The sequence below is a fragment of the Kribbella sp. NPDC050470 genome (genome assembly GCF_044458365.1).
Classification (GTDB): domain Bacteria; phylum Actinomycetota; class Actinomycetes; order Propionibacteriales; family Kribbellaceae; genus Kribbella.
Genome location: NZ_JBITHV010000004.1, coordinates 656,639 through 682,853 on the forward strand (window position 1 = coordinate 656,639; position 26,215 = coordinate 682,853).

Below are 26,215 nucleotides of genomic sequence, written 5' to 3' on the forward strand. Positions count from 1 at the left end.
GCGCCTCGCCGCCGTGTCCTTGGCGGCCGAGTATCAGGTGAACCCAGATCATGCGGCGCAGATGCTCGGCGTACTTGGCACGAACTACCGCAAGTTCCGCTACGACGGGTATCGCCGCTCGCTCGCCCTCCGCTTGTATCCGGCTGTCCATGTGCTGTCGACGACGAATGCCGCAATCGGGAAGTACGACGGGCACGGTTTCTGGCCCGAACTGGCCGGGTTGCTCCAAATCAGCAACTCGCCTGCTTTCCAGCAGGAGTGGGGTCAGGCCTTCCTCGACAACCTCGCAACGTTGGGCTTGCCCACGTTTGCGAACGCTGACGCCGATGCCGGGACGAAATACCTCGGCCGGATCCTTCTCCACTGCGGCGTGCCGACGAAGTGTCTGGACGACTTCTACCGCATTGTGACCGCGCAACGTGGGAGGCACCCTGCGCTCGATGCTGAGTCGTTCGTCGCGTGGGCCGCTAACCGTGCCGCGGCCGGCCGTCTCTACGACGTGGACATGCCGGTCAACCGGTTCTTGCGGTTCGGTGGCGAGTTCGCGATCGATGTAACCGACCGGATCTTCGAGTTGCTCGACATCGTCGGTGCCGGCGGCGACGGCAGCGAGATCCCACTGCCTGACCGATTCCGCCTCAAGGCGTTGGAGCTGCATCAGGCCGGCAGGCTTGAGCAGGTCCGAACCCGCGGCACCCGCGGGGGGAAGCTCTATCCGCACCTCGTCCTGGACCCGTACGGTCGCGGCCCACTGCTCCAGCTTCCGCCGGTCGGCGACGCACCCGACGGGCGCGCTACCTGGGTGGTCACGCTCGATGGCGACCCACAACGCGTTGGCACGCAGGCCCTGTGGCCGGGGTCGTCTGAACCCGCTCCCGCGACATCTGTACCAATCCCGCGCCCGATCCGTGTTGCTTCGGCTGCGCTCGAAGGCCGCGAGCACCTGACGGCGAACGTATCGGTGGTCGATGACAACGATCCCTTCCTTGCGTTCGGCGAGGACGGCGTGTGTCTTCCGTCGGGCCTTGCTCTGCCGGGCAGCCTTGTGTGGCTTCTCGTGCCGGGCGATTCCAGTGGCCTGGTGTTCGAGGGCGAGCCGAGGGTGGTCACCGAGACCGCACTTCCTCCCGGTTGGTCGCAGTGGTCTCTCACGCTCGTCGACCTGGCGGATGTCCGCTCGGTGCGTTTCGGGACGGATGGGAAGGCGCATACGATCCGCACCTTTAGCGCTGCCCACATCGAGGTGGGCCAGCCCCTGGTCGGCGTACGCACATTGAGCGGAGCGCCTGTCTTTACCGAGCTCCCTGAGATTGTGCTACCGCAGGGGCTTGGCGCGGATGCCAACTGGGAGGTGTCGATCCTCGACAGCAAGGGATCGCTCATTCGTCGTACGACGTTCAAGTCTGGCCAGCCAACGACCAGTCTGTGGACTGAGCAGCAGCGCCCGATCCTCGGCTCCTTCACGATCCGCGCTCGTGGACCGTGGGGACGCGGCGCATCGCGCATGGTGTCCATTGCCGAGGGACTCCAGGTGCGGAGTTCGCCGTCATGGCGCAGGCTGAGTCCTGACGGACTCGTCCCCGCCACCGTCACCGTTAGCACTCCTGCCGGGATGGACGTTGACCATAGATCGGTTTCGCTGAGTCCTCGCCAACGAGACCGATTTATTACGGTGAGCGCGGGCAGTCAGAGCACGACGCTCGCGGTGTCGCCGCCCCACATGACTATCGCCTATCAGTCGACTGAAACGACCACACGGCCGTCGGTGCGTGCGCTGACTCTCTACACTGAGGACGTCGTCGCTGACGCCGGCACACTGATCCTCGATGTCGGGGCCAACGCACAGCCGGCTCTGTCGGTGTTCACCGGATCGCAGTCCCTTCAGACCCTTGAACCGGACGCCGGCCGACAGGGCGTCTATCGCTTCAACCTGGCGCAGATCGTCGACACCCTCAACGCGCACAAGCAGCTCGCTCTGAGCCTTGGCGCGGAGGGTCAACTGCCGATCGCCTCGATTCGCCCCAAGCGACTGTTCTCCGCCGTCAGCATGGCCGGCCCGCGCCTGGAGTTCGACGACTGCGCTGACGTCAGTGGGCTGGTTGCCTTGATCTATGCGTCCCGCGCACCATGGCGAACGGCCGCGGTGGTCCCGATCGAAAACGGCGCCGCACTCCTTCCGGACGACCTACAGGAGGCAGGACCGCTCCTAGTCACGGCACGCGTTGACGACCCTTGGGCCCCCGAGCCGGTTCCCGACTGGCCTGAACTGGGACAGTCTCGATTCGTCAATGCGCAAGGGTGGCTCCTCAGCGACGACGCCGAGGAGTCTGCTGTGTCGGCGTTCCTGGCGGGCGTCCGTGGTCTGCCCGAGCACATCACTGACTTCACTCGGCTCTGGACGATTCGGGCCACCCTCCCGGGACTTGGTCTGGGCGACCGCGAGATTCATGTGCGCGATACCGTCGAGGCCGCCATGTTCCGTCAGCCAAGGCCAGCGCTTATGGCGATGGCACAGTCATCGGTGCCTACTGAAGAGATTCCAGCGCTGGTGATCCGGTCAGGGCTCGCATGGGCGAACCTGGCAGCTGCGCACGACGACACGCCTCCGACATGGACCCCTCGTGGCGCACTTGCCGCTGTCCTTCTGTCTGCCGCTGATGCGGAGTGGTCGCCCGAAGAGGTCGATGCCGCGATCGAGGTCTGTGGCGACGTCGTCACCACGGTATTGGAAGGCTCCGACCTGTACGCCAAATCGGGCAGGTTCGATGATGGCGCAGACATCTACGCCCACAATCCCGCGCAACGCGATGCATTCGTCGCCATGATGGGACTCGTTCCCCAGGGTCTTCTCGGCAGTGACACTCGTGTAATCGCAGCCATGGAGCTCATCTCACGGCGCAACGACAGGCGACTCGACTGGCTGCTCCGCAATGCGCGCAGTGTGCTCGCGGTTACGGAGAAGCTCCTGGCCCAGATCGCTGCCCCCGAGGTCTACGCGTCCTTCCAAGCGCGCAAACACCCGGCGCGAAACGACGGCTGGCGCGCCATTCCCGCTATCTCCATCGGCCTGGCTATCGCCGCCCGATACGCAGCGCGAGGTAACGACCTGGCTGTGAAGCACATGGAATATCTGCGGCGCGGCTGGGTGGACCTGGCCACCGTCGTGCCTCAGCTGGTGACCATCGATCTCGTGTTGGCCGAGTTGCTCGTAGCCGCAGCCGCAGCCAGGACAAAGGAGCAGTCTTCGTGATCGGCAACATCGACGCCGTCCGGACCAGTACCGATATCAAGGCGACGTACCGACGCTACCTCCAATCGCTGCTCGCCGTACGGGACTCCAAGCTCGACGCCGCCCTCCGCGAAGCCATTGAGACGACGCCGCTGCTCGACAAGGGCCCGTACCTCGAAGCCACGCCTCCGTATGCGCCAGGGTCAACGGTTCACGAGCTCATCGAAGATGGGCTCCTATCGCCTTCGTTCGGCGCGCTGAGCAGCGCCGCGCTGCCCCCCGACCGCCCGCTGTACGTGCACCAGGAACAGGCCATGCGCAAGGTCGCGGCCGGTCGAAACGTCGTGGTTGCGACCGGCACAGGCTCCGGCAAGACCGAGTCGTTCCTCCTCCCGATCCTCGACAGCTTGGTGCACGAGAAAGAAGCAGGAACGCTCGGCCCAGGGGTGCGCGCGCTCCTCCTCTACCCCATGAACGCGCTGGCCAATGACCAGCTGAAACGACTTCGACAGCTGCTGGCCGGGTATCCGGATGTCACCTTCGGCCGCTACACAGGCGACACCGAGAACGACCCCGCGACGGCGCGCGACATGTTCTCACAGCTCAACATCGGCGAGCCCATACTCCCGAACGAGCTGCTGAGTCGCGAGGAGATGCGAGCAACACCACCGCAGCTCCTTCTGACCAACTACGCCATGTTGGAGTACCTGTTGCTCCGCCCCCAGGACATGGCGCTCTTCCCTAAGGGCCAGAAAACCTGGCGGTTCATCGTGGTCGACGAGGCGCACGCCTACGACGGCACACAGGGCGCAGAGATCGCCATGCTGCTTCGTCGAGTTCGCGATCGCGTCGCTCCCGATCGCCCGATCCAGTGCATCGCCACCTCGGCAACGGTCGGTGCCGATGCTGACCCGGCAGCGGTCATGAGATTCGCATCCAACCTGTTCGGACAGCCATTCGAGTGGGTCGACGCAGACACGAGCCGACAGGACCTCGTCACCGCAGAGCGTGTCGACACCCCGCCCGGCCCACACTGGGGTCCGCTGACCGCAGCTGAGTATGTCGAAGTGGCGAGCGCAGTGGATCGCGAACAGGCTGTGCTTGCGAAGGCGGAAGAGGCCGGCTTCTCCGCAGGCACCGCCTACGAGGCCCTGCTGCACGAGGCAGCCCTCGTCGAGGTACGCAAGACGCTAAGCGCCAGGCCAGCGCCCTTCGACAGAGTGGCCGCGATCGTGTTCACTGGCCAGGAAGAAGCTCGGGCCGGCCTCGCGGCACTCATCGATCTCGGCAGTTCCATTCACTGCGGGGATGGGTCTACCCCGATCTCGGCCCGCTACCACCTATTCCTTCGCGCGACCGAGGGCGCGTTCGCCTGCCTCTCGGACTCTGGCCCGCACGTGCAGCTCGCCCGCCATGCCTCGTGCCCCGAGTGCGAGGCACCGATGTTCGAGATCGGCTCCTGCACACGCTGTGGTGCCGTGCATGTCGTCGGGAAAGTGGTGTCATCCGGCGGAGTCACGAAGCTCCTTCCACGCGCGGCAACCAAGTCCAACCAGTGGCTCGTGCTGACCGACCACAACGCGCAGGTCGACGAGGATGAGCAGGCAGCCGCCGACGACGGCGCCGAGGTTAGTGCCGACGACGCGAAGCTGTGCACGTCGTGTGGAGCCATTGCGAGTTCCTCAGCCAACTCTTGCCCTGCCTGCGACTCGACACACCTCCGGGGAGTCCGAAAGCTGAAGCAGCGCGGCGAAGAGATCGCCGGCTGCCTCGTGTGTGGCGCCCGCGGCCCGGCGACCGTCCGCGTCTTCGAGACCGGTGCTGATGCGAGCGGTGCGGTCATTGCAACCTCGCTGTACCAAAGCGTTCCACCCAGCCCGCAGATCGCGGAACAGCAACTGCCGGGCGAGGGCCGCAAGCTCTTAGCATTCAGCGACAGCCGCCAGGCAGCCGCATACTTTGCGCCTTACCTCGAAGACTCCTATGAACGGCTCAAACGACGCCGGCTCATCAGCCAGGGCCTCGTCGACGCTGGTGCAGCCAATGACGCGGTGATGATCGAAGACCTCGTCTTCTCGACCCGCAAGGCAGCCGAGCAGGTCAAGACCTTCCCCCGCCGCATGACGGCACAGCAGCAGGGGCGTGCAGTCGGCCCCTGGGTCATGGCAGAGGTCGTGGCCACGGACGACCGCCAGTCGTTAGAAGGCCTCGGGCTGCTGTCCATCGTGATGGACCGCGATCCCTCCTGGGCAGCACCCGCGCCACTCGTGGCGCTCGGGCTGAGCGAGGATGATGCGTGGGCATTCCTACAGGAGCTCGTTCGCACTCTGCGGCAGCAGGGTGCCGTCACAATGCCGGCCGACGTCGACGCAAAAGACGAGATCTTCACGCCGCGCCTCGGGCCGATCTACGCCCGCGAGTCAGGACCACAGGCGATCCGTAAGGTGCTGTCCTGGCTTCCCGGCGCGGGAACAAACCGCCGCATCGACTACGTCCGCCGAGTCCTATTGGCCCTGGGACGTGACGACGATCCATCCGCTCTCCTCAAAGGAATCTGGAGCTTCCTCACCGCACCAGCGACTCCCGTCGACTGGCTCAGGGCGAGCACACAACAGGGACTGGGAGTCGTCTACCAGATCGACCACGAGCTCCTGCGCTTGCTGTGGGCAACCGACAATCGACCGGTCCACCACTGCACGGTCTGCCGCCGCGTTACGGCCTTCTCCGTGCGCGGCGTCTGCCCGGCTCTGGGCTGCGAAGGCCAACTCGAGGAGTTCGTGCCTCCACCCGTGAATGCCGAGCGAAACCACTATCGTGCCCTGTATCGATCCATGCTCGCCGTCCCCCTGAAGGCTCAGGAGCACACGGCTCAGTGGACCAACGTCGAGGCAGCGCACGTCCAGCATCAGTTCATCCGTGGCGAGGTGAACACCCTGTCATGCTCGACGACGTTCGAGCTCGGTGTCGACGTTGGTGAGCTTCAGGCAGTACTTCTGCGGAACATGCCGCCGACGACGGCGAACTATGTCCAGCGCGCTGGCCGCGCCGGCCGTCGCTCAGGGGCTGCTGCCCTCGTGGTCACATACGCGAGTCGCAGATCCCACGACCTCAGTAGATTCGCCGAACCCGAGGTGATGATGTCCGGCGCGGTCCGCGCCCCCTACGTCCCGCTCGAAAATGCCCGAGTCGACCGCCGCCATGCACACTCGGTTGTGATGGCGGCATTCTTCCGCTGGTATCTGGAAGAGCACCAGCACATCGCGCGGACCGCTGGGCAGTTCTTTCTTCCCGGCGACAGCAGCGAAGATCCGCCGGTTTCTCTGCTAAAGGCCTTCCTCGATCCCGTTCCATCCGAGATCGCGGACGCTCTCGCACGCGTTGTCCCGAAGCCGGTGGCTGGGGAGCTGGGACTCGCGACCAACGACTGGGTGCCGGTGTTACTCGCTCTCCTCGAGAGCGTGCGGACGGAACTCTCCGGCGACGTGGCGGCCCTTGAAGCGCTCCAGCTTGAGGCGGCGGCCGCGAAGAACTACAAGCTCGCCGAGCGATACAGGATGGTCGGCCGCACCCTGCAGACCCGGGACCTGCTCGGCTTCCTCGCGACGCGTAACGTGCTGCCCAAGTACGGGTTTCCGGTCGACTCGGTCGAGCTGCGCACGGCATACTCCGGGAACCAAGCCGGCGCAAAGCTCGACTTGTCCCGCGACCTGTCCCAGGCCATCCACGAGTACGCACCAGACGCGACCCTCGTTGCCGGCGGCATGCTGTGGACGGCGAGGGGTATCTACCGAATGCCCGGGCGTGACCTCGAGGAGTTCGAGTATCGGATCTGCAAGCGATGCCTGGGCTTCTGGCAAGCACTTGCCGACCTCGATCCGCTTTGCCCGCACTGCGGCGAAGCGTCAGCGGACGCGGCTCGCACGATCACGGTCCCGGAGTTCGGCTTCGTCGCCGCTCGAAACCCCGCGCGTCCAGGGCCGCGGCCTCCGCGTCGTTCTTGGAGCGGGTCGACCTACGTCCTTAAGGAACCCGACGAGGTCAAGGCACGCAAGGTCAGCGTCAAGCACGGAACGTGCGATGTCTGGGTCGGTCCGCGGGGACGACTGGTCGCCGTCGCCGACGGCCCCGGCAGCTCAGGCTTCTGGATCTGCACCTGGTGCGGCTACGGCTCGGCCCGAGCCCTTCACCCGCGCAAGCCACCTGCGCACGACCATCTACTGACGGGCAAGCCATGCACTGGTCAGTCGCGGTGGCTCGATCTCGCCCACAACTATGAGACAGACCTGCTCTTTATCGACATCAGGCTCCCTGCCGCGTCCCAGACTCAGGCAAATTGGAAGTCGCTCCTCTACGCCGTGCTGGAGGCAGCATGCGACGAGCTGCAGATCGCCCGTGACGACATCGGTGGATCGCTGGCTCCGACCGGCGCATCCACCTGGTCGATCGTGCTGTTCGACACCGTTCCCGGTGGAGCAGGACACGTCCTTCTCGTTGAAGAACATCTGGAGCGCGTGCTGAAGGCAGCCCTGAAGCGGGTCGCCTCCTGCGAGTGCGGCCCGGAGACCTCCTGCTACGGATGCTTGCGCAGCTACGGAAATCAGCGCGACCACGACGTACTGTCCCGAGGTGCTGCTCTCGCACTCCTTGAGATGATGTTGGGCACGACTGATCTCCGACCGAGCACGGCCCGTTCAGGAACGGCGAGCGTGACCCCGGGCGACTCCGCTCCCTAGAATCTCGGAGGACCGGACCTCCGGCAGTTGGGACGGCTTTTAGCGGGTAGCGACGTCACCAGATCGTCGGTCCGGTATCTCGCCAACCATGTCCTGCACGATCCAGGGTTGGCGCGGACGATCGAATCCTCCATGGTGTCGCTCGTTTCGGGGGTCGTTACGATCTCGCTCCTTGGACCGGCGCACGGGTGGTTGGGCGCGAATGATCAGAGCCGTGTGACCGACCGTCGCCGGGTCTACGCCAGGTCGATATGCGCTTGACCGAAAGGGCTATCGGCCGACAGGACCGTTTGAGGGCGCCGTGACGCCTACCGATGACCTGCTCGCATGACGCTCACCTCGCGCTCGGTGCATCTCCTATGCATCCGCGGTGCCGGTGGTGCCGGCGCCGGTCAGGACGCGTGCGCTGGAAGCACCAGGAGTGTCCCGTCGCTGTGCTTCTCGATCTCGATGATGACCTCTGACGCTCGACCGGTTGCGCTGATCGAGTCGCCCAGAGCTCTGAGCCGATAGGACGTCTCAAGGAGTCCGTCGACCTGCCCGCGCGTCATGAACTTGTCGATGAGCCGCGTGGGCGATCGCAACTCAAGGGCTGAAAGTCGAAGGACCACCCTGCTGATTCGCGCGTCCAGCTCGTCGATTCTCTGTTGATCGGCCTTGAGGCTCCGCACGAAGTTCTCGAAGGGGTTGTCCGGGTCGCTCTGGCCCGCCTCCACTCCCTGAAGGACGACCACGCGGCGCTTCAGCGCGATTGCAAGAGCGGCCAACTCGAGGTGCGTGCGGAACTCGCCGCCCTCCTCGCCGATCCCGGGAAAATCAGCCTCCAGGTCGGCGACCTCGGCGCGGTTGTCGACGATCTCGTCGAGCGCGGCTTCCCATTTCTTCACGCGGCGCTCGGCGTTCTGCGTGGCAGTACTGATGGCGTGAACTGCCGAATCCAGCCCGAGCGAAGCTCCGACCTTGCCACGGTCCAGGAGAAGTGCGGTCGCCTTGTCGATAGCGTCCCTGCAGCCGTCGAGCTCGTTGCGCTCGTGCTCCAATTTGTCGTTGTGGAGCTTCCCCAGGAGTTCCGCAATATGCTCGATCGCCTTCTGGCGCTGATGATCGGCGTACGCGCTCACACCGACGGCGACTGCCATCAGAACCAGCGGAGCAGCGACAGTGATGGCTCCACCTGCGGCGATCGCACCAACGGCGGTTCCGGCGGCACCGGTACTGGCAGCGCCCGCGGCCGCGCGTCCGACGGGAACCATGGTTGCGTTGGCGACCGCCACGTTAGTCGCGCTGTCGACCAACGTGCCATAGACCCCGTTCGCGGCGGCTTTCGACACCATCGGCTTGACGAGGCCATTGCCAACCTGTGCAGCAACCTTCGCCGGCATCACCATCCGGTAAAGCACCTCTCCGGAACCTGCGACCTGCCCTACCGCAGGAACGGTCTTGGCGCTCGCGGCTACCAGACGCGAGAGCTCCTGCGCGAGGGGACTCACGGCGTCCAGAGGCAAGCCAGCCGAACGGTCGCGCTTCTTCGGCAGCGGATGGGCCTCCAAGGTCACCAACGGGACCGAGGAGAAGGCGGCGAGCGCCGTACGAAGCTCAGCCAAGCGTTCCGGCGTCAGAGCACCGCCGTTAGCAATTCCCGGCACGTTCGACGCGTCGGACGTCGACAAGGTCCAAACAGGCACGTCTGCTACGTCGCTCATTGATGTCCCCCTCAGATGATGCCCGACACGATAGCGCGACGCACCGACATGTTGTGCTCGCTGCCACTGAGATCACAGCACGCCGGGCTCAAGGTGCTCGCTGGGGTGAGTCGGACGCCCGGTAGCAGCTTGTGGACTCCGTGGTTCCCGTTCCTCCGGGCTGAGGCTATTGGCCACGACTTCACGCTCCCCCCGGCGCCGGCGGTAGCGTCGCACCAATTTAGACCTCGCTTACGAGGGTCTGTCGGTGACTTCGGTGTGGCGGGACCGCCGGGTGGCCCGAAAATAAATCGGTCGCGTTGATCGGTGCGGCGAAGCAGTAGCCGACGGCGGCTGTCATGGTGCTGCACGCGAACACCTGCGAGCCGACGACGCGCAGGCCGTAACCGGTGCCAGACACGTACGGCTGGAACCGGATCGAGATGTCGTCGAAGCTCTCGCGATGAGCGTCGCTCAGTTCGGCGAAGGGGTCCGGTTTGACACGCGACACCACGAGAAGTCGGGCACGTCGATCCGCGGTGACGTACCGTAATGGGGTCTTCACTAGCGCACAAGGGAGGGTGCGAAGTGACCGACCTGCTCTGGAAGCTCGAGCCGGCGACCGCTGCCAAGCATCGCCTGTACAAGCGGTACCTCGACGCCTGGTGGCCCATCATGCTGCAACCCACCTCGACGGGTTACCTGCGGCCACGCGTCACCTATCTCGACGCCTTTGCCGGACCTGGACGTTACCTCGGCGGCGAGGTGGGTTCACCCGTGTTCGTTCTTGAACGGCTGCTGACGCACGGCTCGCTCAGCCGGATGCACCTCAGCCGCGACCGGGTCCGGTTGATCTTCATCGAGAAGGACCAGGCACGCTACGACCATCTCGTCTCTGAGCTCACGACGCGCTTCGGTGACCTCGAATCCCTGCCGGTAACCGTCGTTGTCCGCCACGGCGAGGCCGCGCAGCTGACCCTGCCACTCTTGACCGCGGCCCGCGCATGGAACAACCCGATCCTGGCGGTGTTCGACAGCTGGGGCAACGTGAACGTGCCGCTGTCGCCAGTGATCACCCGCATCGCCCGCAACCCCTCCAGCGAGGTGATCGTCACTTTCGGACCCAACTGGTTCAGCCGCAGGGAGAATGAAGATCCAGGGCAGCTCGACGATGTCTTCGGAGGCCGACAGTTCTGGCGGGCGTCGGATCCGGACCAGAGCCCCGATGGGCGCTGGCGCGGCTGGCTCAACACGTATCGGGCTGCGTTGCGACGAGCTGGGTTCACGTACCAGCTTCAATTCATGGTCGTGCCGGGCACCGGTCAACCGCTCTACCTCGTGTTCGGCAGCAAACATGAGAGCGGCGTCGAGGCGATGAAGGCTGCGATGTGGAAAGTCGACGACTCAGACGGCATGCGCTTCTCAGATCCACGCGTTCAGGGCGCACCGGCGATCGGTCAACTGGACCTCTTCTCCTCGTCAGGGGTGGTTGATCAGGAACTGCTGGAGCTCGTGCATCAGCACCTCGCCGACAAGCCGCTGACCACGCTCGAGGAACTCGGCAAGTGGCTGCTGCTGGAGACAGCAAGGTGGCAGAGCAAAGACGCGAAAGCGGCCGTGGCGCATCTGCGCGAGGAGGGGCAGGCGGCGGTTCAGCCGTCCGGCAGGATCACCAAAACCAGCACCATCCGGTTGTTGCAGGGCCCTTGATCAGATCGCAACCTGGGCCGCTAGCCCCGGCATCCCGTCCCAGGTCCGGCCGTCAAGCTCCCGCCCACCCGCCTTCGGCGTGCGGCCACCCCACTGCTTGAAGAAAAACGGCACATCTTGCTCCAAGCACTGATCGCGTATGTCCTGTACCCAATCAGCGCCGATCGGCCTGGCATTGGGGCCCGACTCACCGCCGACGATGACCCAGCCGATCCCGGACAGATCCAGGTCCGGAAGCGGACCAAGCAAAGGCTCCAGTGACAAGAAGCGGACGGCCGATCGAACCTGCCGGAGATCATCAACCCGATGCAGCTGATCGGCCGACTCCACCGAAGTACCAACCCACACGTTCGCGGGCCACTCGATCCGATCTGACAGCAATCGGAGTCGACGGGCTCGTTTCGTCAGCACCTGATACGTGTGCTGTGGCGTATCCTTCATCGTCTGGACAACCTGCTGCACGAAATCGAGCGGGACTCTGGCGTGGAACAGATCCGACATCGAGTTCACGAAGACCAATCGCGGCTGACGCCACCGTCGCGGCACGTCCAGCGAGTCCGGATGAACTGTCAGACCGAACCCGGGACCGCTGGTCCTCGGATCGCCGTCGTTCTGATACTTCTCGGAGCCCATCGCCTTCAGGCGTTTGGCCAGTGTTAGGGCGTAGCAGTGATCGCAACCAGCCGAAATCCGATCACAACCGGTCGACGGGTTCCACGTCGCCTCAGTCCATTCGATACTCGAACGATCGCTCAACGGGTCCTCCTTGGCCATCACCATACTGAACGGACCATTCAGCACTTCGTCACTCGACCCGAGACTAGAGGCGAGTTGCCGGGTTGACCTGGGCTGACCGTCGGAGGTCGTGGTGATCGCGCTTCCGGGTCGTACTGTGCCTCGTCCCGCATCGTCTGCTAGACGGCGGAACGCACGAGGTGGGGACATGCCGAACAGACGGATTGCTCATGATAGAGGCTCGTCCTCGGAGGTCAGGCGGAGCTTGCTGTCGTCCAAGGGGAGGACATCGATGTCTTCAACGGGCCAGTGCGGGTACGTCTGTGTGGTGCCGACCTTCTTCCATCCCCAGCGTTGATACATCGCGTGAGCCTGTGCACCTGGGCGGGAGATGAGACTTGCGAAGGGCTCTGGTCTGCCGGCGAGGAGGGCGTCGACGAGTTGGCGGGAGAAGCCGCGGCCACGGAAGTCCGTGTGTACACCGAGCTCGATCACCGCGAAAAGAGGGCCAGAGGCAACGTCTGCAGGTGGCGGGTCAGTCTTCACACCGGTCCACCATCGTCCAGGCGGGAAGGTAAATCCGTACGAGAATCCTACAAGTCGCCCGTCGAGCTTCCCGGCGACCAGGGCGAAACCATCCAGGCCGGCATGCTTCGTGACCCGGATCTCGAACTGCTCAATGTCGGCGTCCGACATCTCGTACGGAGGTTCCGAGTAGGCGTTCGCGTATAGCGGCCTGAGCCTCGGGACGAGTTCGAGCGTCTCGGTCCCCGTAAAGCGGGTCAAGGTCAGGGTCATGGTCGCTCCCTCGGCGTAAGCCGCTGACATCCTTGGGGCAGGTATCAAATGGTTGGACCGGAAGTCAGATTGTCCCGAGCGATCAGCCTATCGTTGGTAGCGAGTGGCGACCGTTCGAGAGGACGAAGCCCCGACCGGCCACAGCACAGAACACACATGCTCGATCGTCGCGACGTGGGCGCTTAGTCGACCGCCAGCTCCCAGGCCACCAGCTCAGGACGTCTGCCAGTGGCGAGGAATTCGGAGCCCGCCGCACGCGCCTCCTTCACGGTGATTGCGCTGCCTTTGCCCATGGTCGTCGGCACGCCGCCATAGTCGAAGGTGGCTTCCTGTGGCTCGTCGAGCGTGCCAGCTGAGCGGTACTTTGCAGAGCCGTCGACGTCATCGTAGAGCGTCAAGGAACTGAAGGCCGCGCCTAGCCCAATGTTCAACGTGGCGAGCTCGTCCGCGCTGACCAGTTCGATCCAGGTCGGCCGGGGCAGACTTGCGACTCGGTCGAGCAGCTCGTCGAGCTCGGCCTGGCTGCCGATGCGCTGCTGCCCCGCGTCATCGTCGTAATGGGCCGTCAAGAAGTCGTTCATGCGAGTCCTCTCCCATCACCGATGTAGACCTTATAGCCGCCTGGCCAATAGATCGTCAGCTTGGCACACGCCTCCTCGGACCAGCACAATCTCGTTCTTTGGCCTCAGCTCAGTGGCTTCCAGTCGGGCCACGGTCTCGGTCCGCGTAGGCCGCGAATACTGGCGAGTCGCAGATCGGCCTGCACACCGAGTGAAGGCTCTTCGCTCGCACGCTGGGCCGCGTAACAGGTGACGCGCAACTCACGGATGTCGCGCAGCACATCGAAGCCGTCCCACTTGATCACGTCATGTCCGTAAGCCTGTGCAAAGGCTTGGTACTCCTCGGCCGTCATTGTGCCGAACGTGCTCAACCGAACCGCGGTGCTGACCAGATCCCACTCAGGTGGTCCGAGCGAGAAACGTTCGAGGTCCAGGAGCACCGGGCCATTGACTGTGACCACGACGTTGCCAGCCCAGGCATCGCCGTGGATCGCGCTCCGTGGCAGGCCAGCTGGAAGGTCATCGAACGCCTCCCTGAGTCGGGCGAGTTGCCCACGCAGCCAGTCTCGATCGTCTTCGCTCAAGGTCGTCGCTCCGTCGATACGTTCGGCCAGGCGAACGAACGGGGCAAGCGGTGGAAGATCGAAGTCGTCGTTCGGTAGTGGACTGGCGTGCAGGCGTTTGAGCACGGCGGCGACCTCGGTCGGGGTGCCATGACGGTGCTCGGGGAGCTCACGCCAGAAGGTCACCGGCGAGCCATCGATGACGACCGGCTGGTCAATGTGGGCGACGGTCTCAACTGCTCGCACCTCTACAGACGCGAGCCATCGTGCGACAGCGACCTCATTACTAGCGGCGTCAACCTGCCCGCTTCGTCCGATGCGCACCACCACCTCGCCGGGGAGACGGTAGATGGCATTCTCGCCCAGCCGAACTGGCTCGGCGCCCGACGAGGACAGGCCAACCTGACTGCACGCCCGCTCGAGCAGCACCTCTGAAGGTGGCAGTGTCACGAGGCGGCCAGCACATTACGGATGTCGTGGCGCAGCTCGTCGACTTCATCGACCCGCTCGAACACCGTCGCCCGGCGCGCCAGGTCACGCAGGTCGTCAGCTGCCCGACGTGAACGCAAGGACCGAGCGTCCTTCAGTGCCTGCGCGCCGATGACAGCCGCCTCCTGGGGATCGCCGACTGTCATGGTCAGCGATGCCAGCTTGATGCCGCTCATGGCGCGCGAACGCACGTAGGTCTCGGTGTGGCCGGCGACGGCGCTAGCCAGTCTGGCAGCTGCTTCCTGTTCAGCTTCGCCCTGACGAACGGCGAGATCCCACAAGGCATGCCCGGTGTCGCCAAGGTGCTGCGCCTGGTCGTAGTAGCGCATCCAGTCGGGATCGTTAGCGGGATCGGCTTGGGCAAACTGCTCATCCGCCAGGCCAACTGTCCGCAGCGTCTCCTGCACATGGCCGAGCTTGGCCAACGCCCGAGCTCGCGCAGCCAACAGCATGGCTCGTTCCGTTGCCGTCAGGCGGTCGGCCCGCACCAGCGCCATCTCAGTAAGCGTGAAGCCCTGATCTGGGTCACCGCACCAGATGGCTTGGCGCGCCATTGAAGAGAGGGTCTTCGCGCGCAGATTCCAGTCGCCGGCTTCGTCGGCGCAGGCCTGCGTGAAGCGGAACATCCGCCGTGCGTCGTCGTGGGCGTAGGCGTCGAAAGCCATCATGGCGCAGACGTGACCGAGGAAGCCAACCGATGAGAACAGCTCGCCGCGTAGGTTCTCGGGGCAACGAGAGTCCAACATCTCGGCCGAGTGACGGAGCTGGGCGATGACCGCTTCGCGTGCCAGCCCGCCGCCGTAGTGGTTGTCCCACGAGCCGAAGACTCGCGCCGCCGTACGGACGCCATCGATGTCGGCCTGCGTGACGATGTTCGGTACCGGTGTTGCCTGATCAGGCGCTAACAATTCCAAGAGTGGTGCCGAGGACACTGCGGCAGCACCTACGCCGATGACTGCTCGGAGGAACTCTTTTCGATCCACGTTCTCCACCGGTGGGGATGAGTGGCGGCGCACTCGGAACCCCAGGTCAGGATCAGTGCGTACGCCAGTGATAGCCCTCAGGGCCGCCCGATAGTCGGCCTGAGGGCTTCGAATTAGTCCCCGTTCGAGCTTGCCGATGTAGTTGGCGTCGATGTCGGTCCGGCGGCCACGGTGCTGCCAGATCCACTCATTGACCATTTCAGCGAGATCCTGGCGGGACGCCGGCTGGCCCGGAGCGTGAGGCGACTCCACGCGCTCGCGCGCGTGGCGAAGCTGATCATTCGCCTCCGTCACTCATCGATGGTGCCACAGGCTGTGACCATCGGGCACCTAACGGCGACGATTCCTCCCCAATTCCTCCCTCTCGCATCCCTCCCAACCTCCCTTCCCGGGATCCCTCCCGAACGGGAAGGTGGTCGCCATGACAGCGAGTACATGGGTCCTCACGCTCATCGCAGTAGTGCTCTACGGCTTCATGATCCGCGACATCATCGAGGAGGTACGCGGCGAATGACGATGCTTGCTGATGTCCCGCAACCAACCGAACGCCGCGTCCGCGTCTGGTTCGGTGACCATGTCATCGCGGACTACACCGCCGAGCCAGCAACGGCCATGAAGTACCAGGCGGGCATGACGCGACGCTTCGCGAGCCTTCGCGTGACCATCGAGCCGGCGACCGCGGCGGTGAAACCGAGTGCTGCTGACTCGTGAACGGCCAGCACCGACGTGGCTGGTGGTCCCGGCTCTGGGAGCGCTTGATCCCGGCCTTCCGTCGCTGGATGGACGAGGACCGGTGACCGACTACAGCCGGCCATTGCTGCTCGGATACGCCCGGCGTGACCTGTACTTGTCCGGCCGACACGTCGACGACCTCAAGCGTGAACTCGGCGAGTTCGGCCAGCTCGAAGGCTTTCTCATGGGCTCGGTGTACGTCGAAGACCCTGAAACTGCCCCGCAAGCCTTCGAGGCGCTGGTCGCTTCGGTCAATCGCTACGAGATCACGGCGGTTGTACTGCCGAGTCTGCGCCACCTGGCACTGGTGGGAGATCCGGCAGAGGTGCGTGCGCAGTTCGAGCGGGTCACGGGGGCTCGCATCGTGCTGCATGAGGTCACCCCATGAACTGGCGGAGTCGGTGGGGAGTCGTCGTCCTCAGCCCCTCACGTGCAGAAGATCGCTGCACACCCATCGACTCCGTCGTACCGCGGTCCTTGTCCGAGTCCTCCTCTCCCCTGTGGAGGGCTCGGCCAGGGCCCGCTCAGATGCCGGCTGGCACGGGACGTGAATGCGAGTCCGCTCCGAGTCAGCCGCTCAGGCACCGAGGCCCGGACGGGTGCCTCGGTCACAGCTGGCTGGGTGGTTTGGGCCTCCGCGCCCGGGGCGAGCGACCACCCGGCCCGCGCCGTTCAAGACCAGCGGGCGGGCGCACAGCCTGCAGAGCGGACGCCCACCCGCTGTTCCACCTCGACGATGGGAGCGCAGTGGATACGCCCGTAATCCCGCTAGATCGGCCGCGCGTCGATCCAGCGATCGAGAGACACTATTCGAGCCGCTGGGACGAGGCCGCCCGGTTGAACTCGACTGTCAAAGGCCGACTGGAGCAAGCCCGGCTCTACGATTTCCTCGGCCAGTGGTTCCCGTCGGCTCCGGCCCGCATCGCCGACATCGGCGGCGGTCCCGGTGTGCACGCTGGCTGGCTCCGCGACCAAGGGCACGACGTTGTGCTGCTCGATCCGGTCCAGCGTCACGTCGACCAGGCCAACGCAGCAGGCATCACCGCCGAGCTCGGCGACGGGCGCCGGCTGCCGTGGCCTAACGAGTCATTCGATGCCGTGCTGATGGCGGGGCCGCTGTATCACCTGCCTGACGCCAGCGATCGGCGCTTGGCGCTTCGTGAGGCGCTGCGAGTGTTGCGACCGGGCGGCGTACTCGCAACCGTCGCTATCAACCGGGCTGCGAACCTGATCGGCTCGACGCTCGCCAACACGCTCCTGACACGGCACGGCATCGTGCGCGACATCCTGGAGACCGGCCACAGCGCCAACAACGAGCGCATGGCGCACTGCTACTACCACCGCGAGAGCGAGCTACGCAGCGAACTCGTCAGCGCCGGGCTACGGCCGGTCAACATCTTCGGCCTCACTGGTCCCGGTGGCTGGCTGACCGTCATGATCGACGCCCACTTCAAGAACCAGCCCTACACCGACAAGCTTGCCGAACACGACCCGCTCGACACGGCACTGGAGTGCTCCCGCCTGGCCGACCGCCTGCCGGAGCTGGTGGCGGCAAGCTCGCTGTTCCTGGCCGTAGGTCAAAAGGGCTGAATCGTGGCGCCCAGCTGCACGGCTGGTCAGACCTCAGCCGGGCCGGCCGTGCAGCTCGACGTACTCCTCTTCGGCACGGAGCACCTTAGACAACACAGCCTCTGCGCTCGGGAGTGGATGCAGCGGGAACTTCGACCCGTCCCACCGCAGCCGGTCATCCAGGGTCGTCGAAGGCGGGATGACCACGGGCGTACCGGGCTCGATGTACTCGACACCGGTGGCCAGTGGGCCGAGGTCGGTGTCGGGCTGCAACGTGCAGGTGATCCAGTCGCCGTTCGGCAGCTTCATCGTCGGCGGCCAGATGCCAGGTCGCTCCTGCTCGTAGAGGCGCTTGCCATAAGCGCCAGCGATCCGCGGCAGGCGCCAGATCGCGACGGTCGGACACGACGTGATCGCCAAGTTCGGCGGCTCGTCGACGCCCCAGGCCGCGCGGGCTACGTCGGCATCCGTGATCCAGTCGCCGTCCGGCGTACCGGAAATGGTTGCTGCCTGCACCGGAATGCCGCGCTCCACGCAGGCGAGAGCCGTGTCCAACAAGGCGTTCTTGCGTCGAATCATCTGCCTGATCGTCCTCCCGTATCGGGAACATCATTGCCTCGCTACCGAGAGGCTTGTCAATCCGTCCCCAGCAGACCGCTGAAGTCCAACCAAGTGAGGAGCTCTCGATGTCCCAAGTCGAACAGATGAAGATGCAGCTGCACGGCCTGGCCGATCAGTCACGCCAAGGTGCCGCCAGCTTGGCCGGGTTCAAGCAGCGCTTCGAACAGTCCAGCCAACAAGTACAGATGCTGATCCGCGGAACAGCGACACGGGCCGACCAGGACATCGCGACCATGCTCGACGCTGCCGCCAAGTCGGTCGACCAAGCCGTCCAATCGCTACAGATCGCCGAAGCCGGCTGCCGCAGCTACGCCGACCAGATTTAGCCGGCCGAGGCCGTCGCATGCCTTCCGAGATGCAGCTGGTCGCTGAACAGCTGCTCGCCTGCCTGAACGAGGCACCGCGGGCGGTCGGCCATCTGCATGACCGAGCCAGGAAGTGCCGCGAAGCCGCGGCATGGATCGGCAACCAGAGCAACAACCCGAATGCCCGCATGGCCGCCATGCAGCTCGACGACGCAGCGCGACGCTGCGAGGAAGCTGCTCACTACTTGTCTCAGGCTGAGGCTCGGGCAAAGCAGTGGGTCGAGCAGATGGTCAGCGGCACCCGAACCGCCGAGCCAAGCGGCGGCTCGAAGGCTGGCCAGCCGGTCGGTCCAGGTGGCAGCACGCGACCCGCGGAACGCCGCCAGGACGAGGACCATGAGCCTGGAGCGGACAAGCCTGACCGGATGACAGGCGCCGGCGATGAGACGAGCCCGGAGGAAGCATCGCCGGGGCGACGGATCAGCGACGAGGAGGGCCACCGCTTGCAGCAGAAGCTACCCCGCCGGGAAGAGTCCGAGCTGACTCAGCCGAAGACCCGCGGTCTGTGGGTTGATAAAGATGGCAACGAGGAGGAGTTGGTCAGCGGCCAGCATGATGAGTGGTTCCAGAAGGCGACGGACTTCCTCCGGGGACGGGGAATTCCGCCGAGGCACGGTGATAGCATCACCACGCCGTCACGTGGAAACAAAGTTCGCCATGCGAATGCGAATCCAAGGCCTGAAGCACGAAACGATCATGGTCAACAAATTGCCATGCCCAGGTAAGTGGGGATGTCGGGCATTGATTGGTTTGATCCTTCCGCGAGGATCAACGTTGACAGTATTCGGTCCTGACGGATTCAAGAAGACCTATCCCCAGCCACCATCAGAACAGGAGCAGCCATGAGCAGGGTGGAAGCGTTCTTCCGGCACGAGCACGACGACGATCCTGTCGTGCTCACCAACGCGGGCGATGCCGATGCATTAGTGGATGCACTACTGAGCGAATCGTTCGACTACTCCGTCGCCACGCTGTACGCGGACGGACGTCCGCTCATGGCCGGGCTGCCCGACCATGAGATGCGTATAGCGGTGAACGCCAAGGCTGACGTGGGCGGGATTCGCTACGCCGGTGGTGACGATCAGGACGTGACCTATGTACCCGGTGCCATCAGCCAGCGTGACGAGATGTTCTATGTCTACGCAACGCATGGCGAAGCCTGGCCGCAGGATTCCGAGGTCAGCATCGGGCAGGTTCGTCAAGCAGTACGGGAGTTCATTGAAGGCGACGGCGCGCGTCCTGAGTCGTTCGAGTGGCGCGAGTGGCCCGATGGCGTCAACTGAGGGTTCTATCGCAGATCAGGTGCGGCGACTCCATTTGGGAATGTGAGTACTGGGCGTGCGCAGTCTCGCGTTCGCCGCTGTACGTCCCTCTCACTAAGGAGCAATGCTGTTGTCGAACGAACAAGGCCGCATCTTCCGTGAGGCATGGATTGCGGGTGTTACGAAGCACTACCCCGGCGCGCCAAAGCCGGGGTACGTCGCGCCGTGGGAAGACACGCCTGACTGGGAGCGGGAGAGTGCCGCAGCCGTGTATGAACAGGTGCGAGCGTTTGTCAAGGTCTCGGAAGGGAGCACGAGCAGGCTCAGCCGCGAGCAGAAGGGCCGGTTTGTGGCGCTGTGCTGGATCGCTCAGATCTACCGCCACATCCCCAACCCCAAGCCCAGCTATGTAGCTGACTGGGACGACCTGCCGGCCTGGCAGCGAGAAACTGACTCCGACATCTTTGAACGAATTGAAGGCGTGAGCTAACTCGGTCGACGTCCCACCGGGAGGCTCCAGGAGCAGCATCGCCTCCCCAGTGCCGTCTGGTATTCGACTTGCGAGTCACACTGAACGACCCAACCAGCCTGATCAACGCCTCTGCGATGCACGTCTCCCGCACCACCTCCCGCAGATCCGCCGATGGGACCTCCTGCGGGTCGCATTCCTTCCGCTCCTCAGCGCGTGGGCCGCGCCCAACGGTGCCACTGTGAGGCCGAAGGAGCGGTGGAACCACATCGTCTCCATGCTGTGACAATTCAAATGGCGGTTGCTCCGCTACAGACCAGGTTCGCTCATCATCGGCGACACCACTGTCTGTCTCTCTGGAACCGCGCCGGGGCACAACCCGCAATACAACGAGGCACGGGCTCGACACGGCATCGGGGTCGGCGTCGAGACCTGCGCCCGTATCAACATGCCGCTGACGCCGGAGCTCGGTCTATTGCTGACGCGGGACGGCAAGCCGACGCGACTGGTAGCCGAGCGATTCATCCGGACCACCATCTACAACAGCCGTGAATTCGTCGCGCATGCACCGGATTGGCCGCGTGGGCGATCCCGCCTAGAGACGGCATTTCGCGAGGACCTGCATATGAGCACTTTGCCCTGCCCAGCCTCAGCTCGATCATGTGGCTGGGCGGCGAGCCGGAACCTCGCCACGGAAGTAGATCCGTTCCGGCTCATCCTCGAGCTCGTGGCCCTCGAGAAACGGGCAAGCGTCTTCGTCCTCTCCCGCAGCTGAGATTCGCTTCATACGCGAGGAGCTCCGTAACGACTCACGTCGCATTCGCGATAGCCGGTCTGGAAGCCCGATCGCGGAGGTCTGGCAACCAACTGCCCAGCAGTATGGGGCACAACGACCCCAGCACTGGACGGACCGGAGCGGTATCAGGTGCACTGACGACGATGACATAGTGGATTGGCCGGTTCAGATGCTGCAAGACAATCGGGACATCTAGATGACGACGCGTAAGCCTAGGAGCGCAGACTGGGGCTGGGCCGAGACTGGCCCAGTCTGGGGAGCGCGCGCGTTCGCTCCAAAGTCGGGGCAGGATCACCTCGGTCTCGGTTCGGTTAGTTCGGATCGCATTCTCCCGAGCTTGTCACCCGGAATCAACGTGCTGACGATCCACCCACGCTACTGGTCGTTCTACTCATGGATCTTAGACGACTTCTGGGCAACGGAGCATCTGCGCACGCGTCAGGGGTTCCAAGACTTCTACCGACCGCGCGAAGCTCTTTTCGCCATGGCCTGCCACGTCTGCGACGCTCCAGAACACAAAACTCTGGTGGCCAACATCGTTGGCACCAGAAGGGTCAGCTCAAGAGCCGACGACACCGAGTTCGATCCGCAGTTCGACTACATCAAGGAAGCCCTCGGCGGATACGGCCTCTATTACCGATCCGCGATGGAACTCACCGGCGCGCTAATCGTGGCAGGCCCCGCCAACGGGTTTCCCCTCGACGCGCCAACGCCGATCGGGCGAGCCCTGGCGGGGGCATTCCGTGATGCCGTGACGGACACGCAACTCGCTTCCAGGCTCGATGACGGCGACCTCACCACCCCAGTCACACGCGATGTCCTAGTCGAGTTTGCCCGCAGGGCGTGCCTGTGCCAGCTCAGTGTCGCCGACAACTACGACCTTCCCCTCTTGCAGGACCTCTTCCTCCATTCAGGCACTCCAGCTGAGATCGCTTCTCGCGGCGAGACGTTGCGCTTGTTGCTCGATCTCAGCCAGTGCACACCCAACGAGGCGATCAATCAGGAGGACTTCCGCCAGCTCATCTACTTCCGAGATCTTGACGGCTCCAGCTACACACCGCGCACCGGGCTATTCGACGTGGCCCGGCGATGGCGGGTCTATCAAGGCCGCGAATACTTCGGATACGTGTTCAACCGGCTGCTTCGCTGGATAACGCGACGCGGGCTACTTGAAACCGATGCGGGCCTCACGCTCCTGCCGCGAATCAGACTGCGAGAACTTCTGTCTGAATCGCTGAATGACAGCGTGAACGATGACGACCTCGGACTGAACCTCCCGGAAGCCGAGGCGGAGACCGCAGTGTCTGACTTCGTCGCCCACCTCAAAGGCGAAGTCGCGCTTGATGCGTCAGGCGACGAGATCTGGCCCCGGAACGAGGCCCTCGACGAGCACGCACTCTACGTCGCGTGCCGCGACCACGACGCCGACGACGGACAAACGCTCCTAGCGCTCATAGCCCTGGTCCTACTGGTGCGGGAGAGGTTCGGGCTTCCGGCGCGGACCGCGGAATACACACAGGAGCAGGAAATGCTCTCCGAGGGTGGCGCGTTACGCAACGGCATGGCCCGCTTCATGCACGCTCTCAACCAACGATTGCTCCGGCAACCCACACTCGTCGAGCTTGCAGAATGGCTGATCGAGGATTTCGTGGTCGTCCAGCACGAGCGCGTTGCCACAGCCAAGCTCCCCGACGACACATATCGGGTCAGGAGGGTCGGAGACAGTCTCCGCTTCTGCGCCCAGGAAGTACCCGCGGTCTTCAACGACAGCAGGTTCCTGGCGCTTAGCACCACTGTTCACGAGCTTGGCTGGGTCACCACATTCCGAGAGCCCAATCGCTCGCTCACGGCCACTGGTCGAGCGCTGCTGGAGAACGGCGACTTGCCATCGGGCGCACTGGAAGAGGCGGCCGCCGTCTACGAGATCTCGGGACCAGGCACCGCGTGAGCACCGCTCCTCGTCCACGTCTCGTTGTCCCTGAACTACTGCAGGGGCAGTGGACGACAGCGCTCGTGTGCACGTTCGGCGCCAACCTGACGTTCTTTGAGACCCGGCTGATGAGCCAACTAGCCCAAGTACCTCTTCGGATCATCCTCGCGGACGGTCACCAGCTGGCGAATAGCCTCAGGGAGGCTGCGCGCACCGGTCAGCGGCACCGTTTGGCCAACAAGGCATACGTTGCCGCGCCAGTCCGCCACACGGGTGCCGCACACGGGAAGATGATCCTTTTACTTGGTCCTGCCAGCGGCCGGCTCATCGTCGGTTCCGGCAACCTCGGCTATGACGGCTACGCGTCACCAGGTGAGCTGTGGCATGTCTTCGCGTACAGCGACGAGCAACCTCAGCACACCGACGAGTTCGCAGCGGCTCGGTCGTTGGTAGACAGTCTCTCTACTCGTCAACTGGTGGACCCCCCAGTTGTCGAGCTTCTGCAAACAGCATGGGGCAGCTCAACCTGGCTACCAGCATCGCCGAGCGCGCCGACAGCCATCGGCGCGAACCTCACACGACCGGTCCTCGAGCGACTGCGCTCGACCGTAACCGGACCGGTGAACGAGCTGATCGCGCATGCTCCCTTCCACGATTCAGACTGTGTCGCCCTGCAGCAACTCATCGCGACCTTCAGCCCCAAGCAGGTCCGACTCCTGGTAACAGACGCGACCTCGGCCGATCCGGTCGCCATCCAGCGAGTGCTCAGCGCCGCGATAAGCGGGGTCGTGGAACGAATCCACGTCAAGGACGAGCCGGCGGCATACATCCACGCCAAGTGGGTGCACCTCATTCAGTCGAGATCGGAGACCTTACTCACCGGCTCGGCGAACCTCTCCCGCAGCGCCCTCTTGCAATCAGCGAGCAGCGGCAACATCGAGATCGGCGTCATCACCACCGGACCACGCAGGTCCTTCGACTCCATCTATGCCCAGTTGGCCCGCACCAAGGTCATAGACATCACATCGCTCTCCATCAGCTACCGGCCTTCTACCGATGACGAGGCCGAGGTCGATGACGCGGACATTCCAGTGGTTTTGTGGAGCAGGCTTGACGGACTTAGTCTGACGATTGTCTTCAGCGAGTCGGTGCCGGAGGGGGCTACGCTCGACATCACCGACCAAGCGGGGCAGGCCGTGGAGATCGAGTCCCAGCAGTTCGTCGGCCCCACTGCGCGAGTCTCCCTGACCGTTAGCGCGGCTGCCCTAGCCTCTGCAGGAGGGCGACTCGTCGTCCGGATCGACGGAGACGACGAGCACAGCAGCTCCACCTGGCCCTACCAGGTCGCTCACCTGAAAGGTCGGCTCGACAAAGCGAGTCAGCGCGAGCAGCTGCCCCGACTCGGCGACCTTCCGGAGCAGGATGCCGAGCTCTACGAGCTACTGCGTGAACTCGACCAAACACTCATCGTCGATCGAGAGTCGGTGTGGCGCATCGCCAAACCGAATGCCAGGCGCGATGGCAGCCCAGTCGACCACAACGAGCCGATTGCGTTGAAGGATCTCGACTGGGACCGCGTGCGGCGTGACCCGCGATATGGCGGCTACTTCACCCGGGGACGCGCCGCAGGTTTGCCTCCCACAGATATCCAGGTCGTCCTAGCGGCCATTGGCGGGCGCCTGGGAGACCTCGGCTTGGACGTTAGACAGCCCGATGCTGAGCTTGAGGAGGACCTCGCGAAGGAAGGCGACGTCGGGCTGTCTCAGGACACGGACGAGGCAGACGAGGAACTCGAGGACGAGCTGACTCGCAAGCGTGTCCCTGTCACGATGCGAACCCGAATGGCCTTTGATCGATTCGTACGGCGGTATGCCGCGGCGCTGGACGACGCAGCCTTCATCGAAGAGCTCGGCCCGATACCGGCCGCGACCAACGCGGTCGTGTTCAACCACCTCCTCGTTCGCCTGTTGGAGCGAGGCGCGGTTACATCCCGTTGGGGAATCGACGCGCAAGTCAGGACGTGGGCGTTCCTTTGGGGAAGAGCCCAGGGCCAGGGCATCACATCGAGGCTCGACCACGAGACGGCGACGGTGGTGCGCGATGTACTGGTCGACGCCGGCGCTCGGACTACGACTGTGCGCGGTCTGGCCGCGTCCGTCGACCACGTCGCGGAACAGGACAGCCTTGCGGAACTCCGGAACATGGTGCGCCACTTGGTCACAGATGACGAGTTCGCTCTCGACGTCGATGGACTCGCCGAGGCAGCTGGCAATCTTCAGATGGCGCCTGAGCTCCTGGATGCCCTGGGACAGGCTGCCGCTCCATCCACAGATGCCGAGGTCGTGGATTTGGTTATTGCTCCCTACGGTATTGACAGGTCGTCCGTGGAGTGGCGACAGGAGTGGGTCCGACGGGTCGGGCACGACGACATGCATCAGTCGACCACCTTCGTCGTGACCACACCAGTAGACGATCTAACGCTGGACCGGGCGCAGGAGATGCTCGGCCGTGTCGCGACAGCCGCCTACTACGCGGGTTATGACAACACCTATTTCCGAATCAGGTTCTCAGGCAACGGTAGAGCCGTCGCGTTCTGGGACGAGGATGCGCGCGACGGAGTCGTCATGGTCAACGACGATGAGCACGATCTTGAATGGATTGATCCGCCCTGGCCAGCATGGGCCATGAAGCTAGACGACCTGGCGTCGGCGCTCACGGCGGGTTCGAGCATCGCCAACACAGGCTGAGTGCTCTGAATAGATCCGGCGTCAAGACAGAGGGCCAGACGGACAGCGATGTTGATCGCGATGCACGGTCATGGGTTTACACAGCAAACAGCACTGACAGAAGGCAGAGCCGTCGTTCTACTCGTGACCGCACATGCCGGAATGCGTTGACGCCTCCATCACGATGGTCGACGACCTTGGCAACGACGACGAATCCGCGATCCCCCAGGCGGCCACTCAGGTCCTCGAAGACGACCCGAGCA

At 64.3% G+C, this 26,215-nt stretch carries 22 protein-coding genes; 13 read left to right on the forward strand and 9 right to left on the reverse strand.

Annotation, left to right across the window (positions count from 1 at the left end; translation table 11 throughout):
* The first annotated feature begins 13 nt into the window (after positions 1-13).
* Together ACIBGM_RS15055 and ACIBGM_RS15060 are read left to right on the forward strand one after the other, a co-directional pair.
* Positions 14-3,250: a hypothetical protein gene (locus ACIBGM_RS15055; RefSeq protein ID WP_396385805.1), complete on the forward strand. Its 3,237-nt coding sequence runs from the start codon at positions 14-16 to the stop codon at positions 3,248-3,250.
* On the forward strand, positions 3,247-7,962 hold the full coding sequence (locus tag ACIBGM_RS15060; RefSeq protein WP_396385806.1) for a DEAD/DEAH box helicase: 4,716 nt from the start codon (positions 3,247-3,249) through the stop codon (positions 7,960-7,962). Before ACIBGM_RS15055 ends, ACIBGM_RS15060 begins: the two co-directional genes overlap by 4 nt.
* 392 nt (positions 7,963-8,354) lie before the next feature.
* Here ACIBGM_RS15060 and ACIBGM_RS15065 read toward each other — a convergent pair whose 3' ends face one another.
* Together ACIBGM_RS15065 and ACIBGM_RS15070 are read right to left on the reverse strand one after the other, a co-directional pair.
* Positions 8,355-9,665: a hypothetical protein gene (locus tag ACIBGM_RS15065; RefSeq protein ID WP_396385807.1), complete on the reverse strand. Its 1,311-nt coding sequence runs from the start codon at positions 9,663-9,665 to the stop codon at positions 8,355-8,357.
* A gap of 220 nt (positions 9,666-9,885) precedes the next feature.
* Positions 9,886-10,155, reverse strand: a complete 270-nt coding sequence (locus ACIBGM_RS15070) for a hypothetical protein (protein ID WP_396385808.1) — start codon at positions 10,153-10,155, stop codon at positions 9,886-9,888.
* A gap of 77 nt (positions 10,156-10,232) precedes the next feature.
* Here ACIBGM_RS15070 and ACIBGM_RS15075 point away from each other — a divergent pair, with 77 nt between their 5' ends.
* Positions 10,233-11,354 carry a three-Cys-motif partner protein TcmP gene (locus ACIBGM_RS15075; RefSeq protein WP_396385809.1) on the forward strand — a complete coding sequence of 374 codons (1,122 nt, stop codon included), beginning with the start codon at positions 10,233-10,235 and terminating at the stop codon, positions 11,352-11,354.
* Here ACIBGM_RS15075 and ACIBGM_RS15080 read toward each other — a convergent pair whose 3' ends face one another.
* The 5 genes from ACIBGM_RS15080 to ACIBGM_RS15100 form a co-directional block, all read right to left on the reverse strand.
* Positions 11,355-12,128 (reverse strand): DUF5131 family protein, encoded by a 774-nt coding sequence (locus tag ACIBGM_RS15080; RefSeq protein WP_396385810.1) that lies wholly within the window; start codon positions 12,126-12,128, stop codon positions 11,355-11,357.
* Between the two features lie 189 nt (positions 12,129-12,317).
* The gene (locus tag ACIBGM_RS15085) at positions 12,318-12,887 is read right to left on the reverse strand and encodes a GNAT family N-acetyltransferase (RefSeq protein WP_396385811.1); all 570 of its coding nucleotides are present in this window, start codon (positions 12,885-12,887) and stop codon (positions 12,318-12,320) included.
* 182 nt (positions 12,888-13,069) lie between these two features.
* Positions 13,070-13,468: an Imm1 family immunity protein gene (locus ACIBGM_RS15090; protein WP_396385812.1), complete on the reverse strand. Its 399-nt coding sequence runs from the start codon at positions 13,466-13,468 to the stop codon at positions 13,070-13,072.
* Between the two features lie 104 nt (positions 13,469-13,572).
* Positions 13,573-14,439 carry a phosphotransferase family protein gene (locus tag ACIBGM_RS15095; protein WP_396385813.1) on the reverse strand — a complete coding sequence of 289 codons (867 nt, stop codon included), beginning with the start codon at positions 14,437-14,439 and terminating at the stop codon, positions 13,573-13,575.
* A 17-nt stretch (positions 14,440-14,456) separates the two neighbouring features.
* Positions 14,457-15,776 carry an XRE family transcriptional regulator gene (locus ACIBGM_RS15100; protein WP_396385815.1) on the reverse strand — a complete coding sequence of 440 codons (1,320 nt, stop codon included), beginning with the start codon at positions 15,774-15,776 and terminating at the stop codon, positions 14,457-14,459.
* A gap of 216 nt (positions 15,777-15,992) precedes the next feature.
* Between ACIBGM_RS15100 and ACIBGM_RS15105 the strand changes: the two genes are divergently transcribed.
* From ACIBGM_RS15105 to ACIBGM_RS15115, 3 genes are all read left to right on the forward strand, one after another.
* The gene (locus tag ACIBGM_RS15105) at positions 15,993-16,193 is read left to right on the forward strand and encodes a hypothetical protein (protein ID WP_396385816.1); all 201 of its coding nucleotides are present in this window, start codon (positions 15,993-15,995) and stop codon (positions 16,191-16,193) included.
* A gap of 82 nt (positions 16,194-16,275) precedes the next feature.
* Positions 16,276-16,602, forward strand: a complete 327-nt coding sequence (locus tag ACIBGM_RS15110; RefSeq protein WP_396385817.1) for a hypothetical protein — start codon at positions 16,276-16,278, stop codon at positions 16,600-16,602.
* A 359-nt stretch (positions 16,603-16,961) separates the two neighbouring features.
* The gene (locus ACIBGM_RS15115; protein WP_396385818.1) at positions 16,962-17,804 is read left to right on the forward strand and encodes a class I SAM-dependent methyltransferase; all 843 of its coding nucleotides are present in this window, start codon (positions 16,962-16,964) and stop codon (positions 17,802-17,804) included.
* A 33-nt stretch (positions 17,805-17,837) separates the two neighbouring features.
* Here ACIBGM_RS15115 and ACIBGM_RS15120 read toward each other — a convergent pair whose 3' ends face one another.
* Entirely contained in the window at positions 17,838-18,362 is a 525-nt protein-coding gene (locus tag ACIBGM_RS15120; protein WP_396385819.1) for a hypothetical protein, read from the reverse strand.
* 107 nt (positions 18,363-18,469) lie between these two features.
* Here ACIBGM_RS15120 and ACIBGM_RS15125 point away from each other — a divergent pair, with 107 nt between their 5' ends.
* Positions 18,470-18,730, forward strand: a complete 261-nt coding sequence (locus tag ACIBGM_RS15125) for a hypothetical protein (RefSeq protein ID WP_319043645.1) — start codon at positions 18,470-18,472, stop codon at positions 18,728-18,730.
* On the opposite strand, the gene ACIBGM_RS15130 is transcribed toward ACIBGM_RS15125, so the two are convergent.
* The gene (locus ACIBGM_RS15130; RefSeq protein WP_396385820.1) at positions 18,727-19,107 is read right to left on the reverse strand and encodes a hypothetical protein; all 381 of its coding nucleotides are present in this window, start codon (positions 19,105-19,107) and stop codon (positions 18,727-18,729) included. The two genes, ACIBGM_RS15125 and ACIBGM_RS15130, sit on opposite strands and share 4 nt — an antisense overlap.
* A 217-nt stretch (positions 19,108-19,324) precedes the next feature.
* Between ACIBGM_RS15130 and ACIBGM_RS15135 the strand changes: the two genes are divergently transcribed.
* The 6 genes from ACIBGM_RS15135 to ACIBGM_RS15160 all read left to right on the forward strand — a co-directional run bounded on the left by ACIBGM_RS15135 (position 19,325) and on the right by ACIBGM_RS15160 (position 25,973).
* Positions 19,325-19,615 (forward strand): DddA-like double-stranded DNA deaminase toxin, encoded by a 291-nt coding sequence (locus tag ACIBGM_RS15135; RefSeq protein WP_396385841.1) that lies wholly within the window; start codon positions 19,325-19,327, stop codon positions 19,613-19,615.
* The gene (locus ACIBGM_RS15140; RefSeq protein ID WP_396385821.1) at positions 19,612-20,052 is read left to right on the forward strand and encodes an Imm1 family immunity protein; all 441 of its coding nucleotides are present in this window, start codon (positions 19,612-19,614) and stop codon (positions 20,050-20,052) included. The genes ACIBGM_RS15135 and ACIBGM_RS15140 overlap by 4 nt, the downstream gene beginning before the upstream one ends.
* 103 nt (positions 20,053-20,155) lie before the next feature.
* Positions 20,156-20,521 (forward strand): hypothetical protein, encoded by a 366-nt coding sequence (locus ACIBGM_RS15145; RefSeq protein WP_396385822.1) that lies wholly within the window; start codon positions 20,156-20,158, stop codon positions 20,519-20,521.
* A gap of 280 nt (positions 20,522-20,801) precedes the next feature.
* The gene (locus tag ACIBGM_RS15150; RefSeq protein ID WP_396385823.1) at positions 20,802-21,275 is read left to right on the forward strand and encodes a hypothetical protein; all 474 of its coding nucleotides are present in this window, start codon (positions 20,802-20,804) and stop codon (positions 21,273-21,275) included.
* Between the two features lie 547 nt (positions 21,276-21,822).
* Complete coding sequence (locus ACIBGM_RS15155) at positions 21,823-23,244, forward strand: hypothetical protein (RefSeq protein ID WP_396385824.1); 1,422 nt, start codon at positions 21,823-21,825, stop codon at positions 23,242-23,244.
* 65 nt (positions 23,245-23,309) lie between these two features.
* Complete coding sequence (locus ACIBGM_RS15160; RefSeq protein WP_396385825.1) at positions 23,310-25,973, forward strand: hypothetical protein; 2,664 nt, start codon at positions 23,310-23,312, stop codon at positions 25,971-25,973.
* The last annotated feature ends 242 nt before the right edge of the window (positions 25,974-26,215 follow it).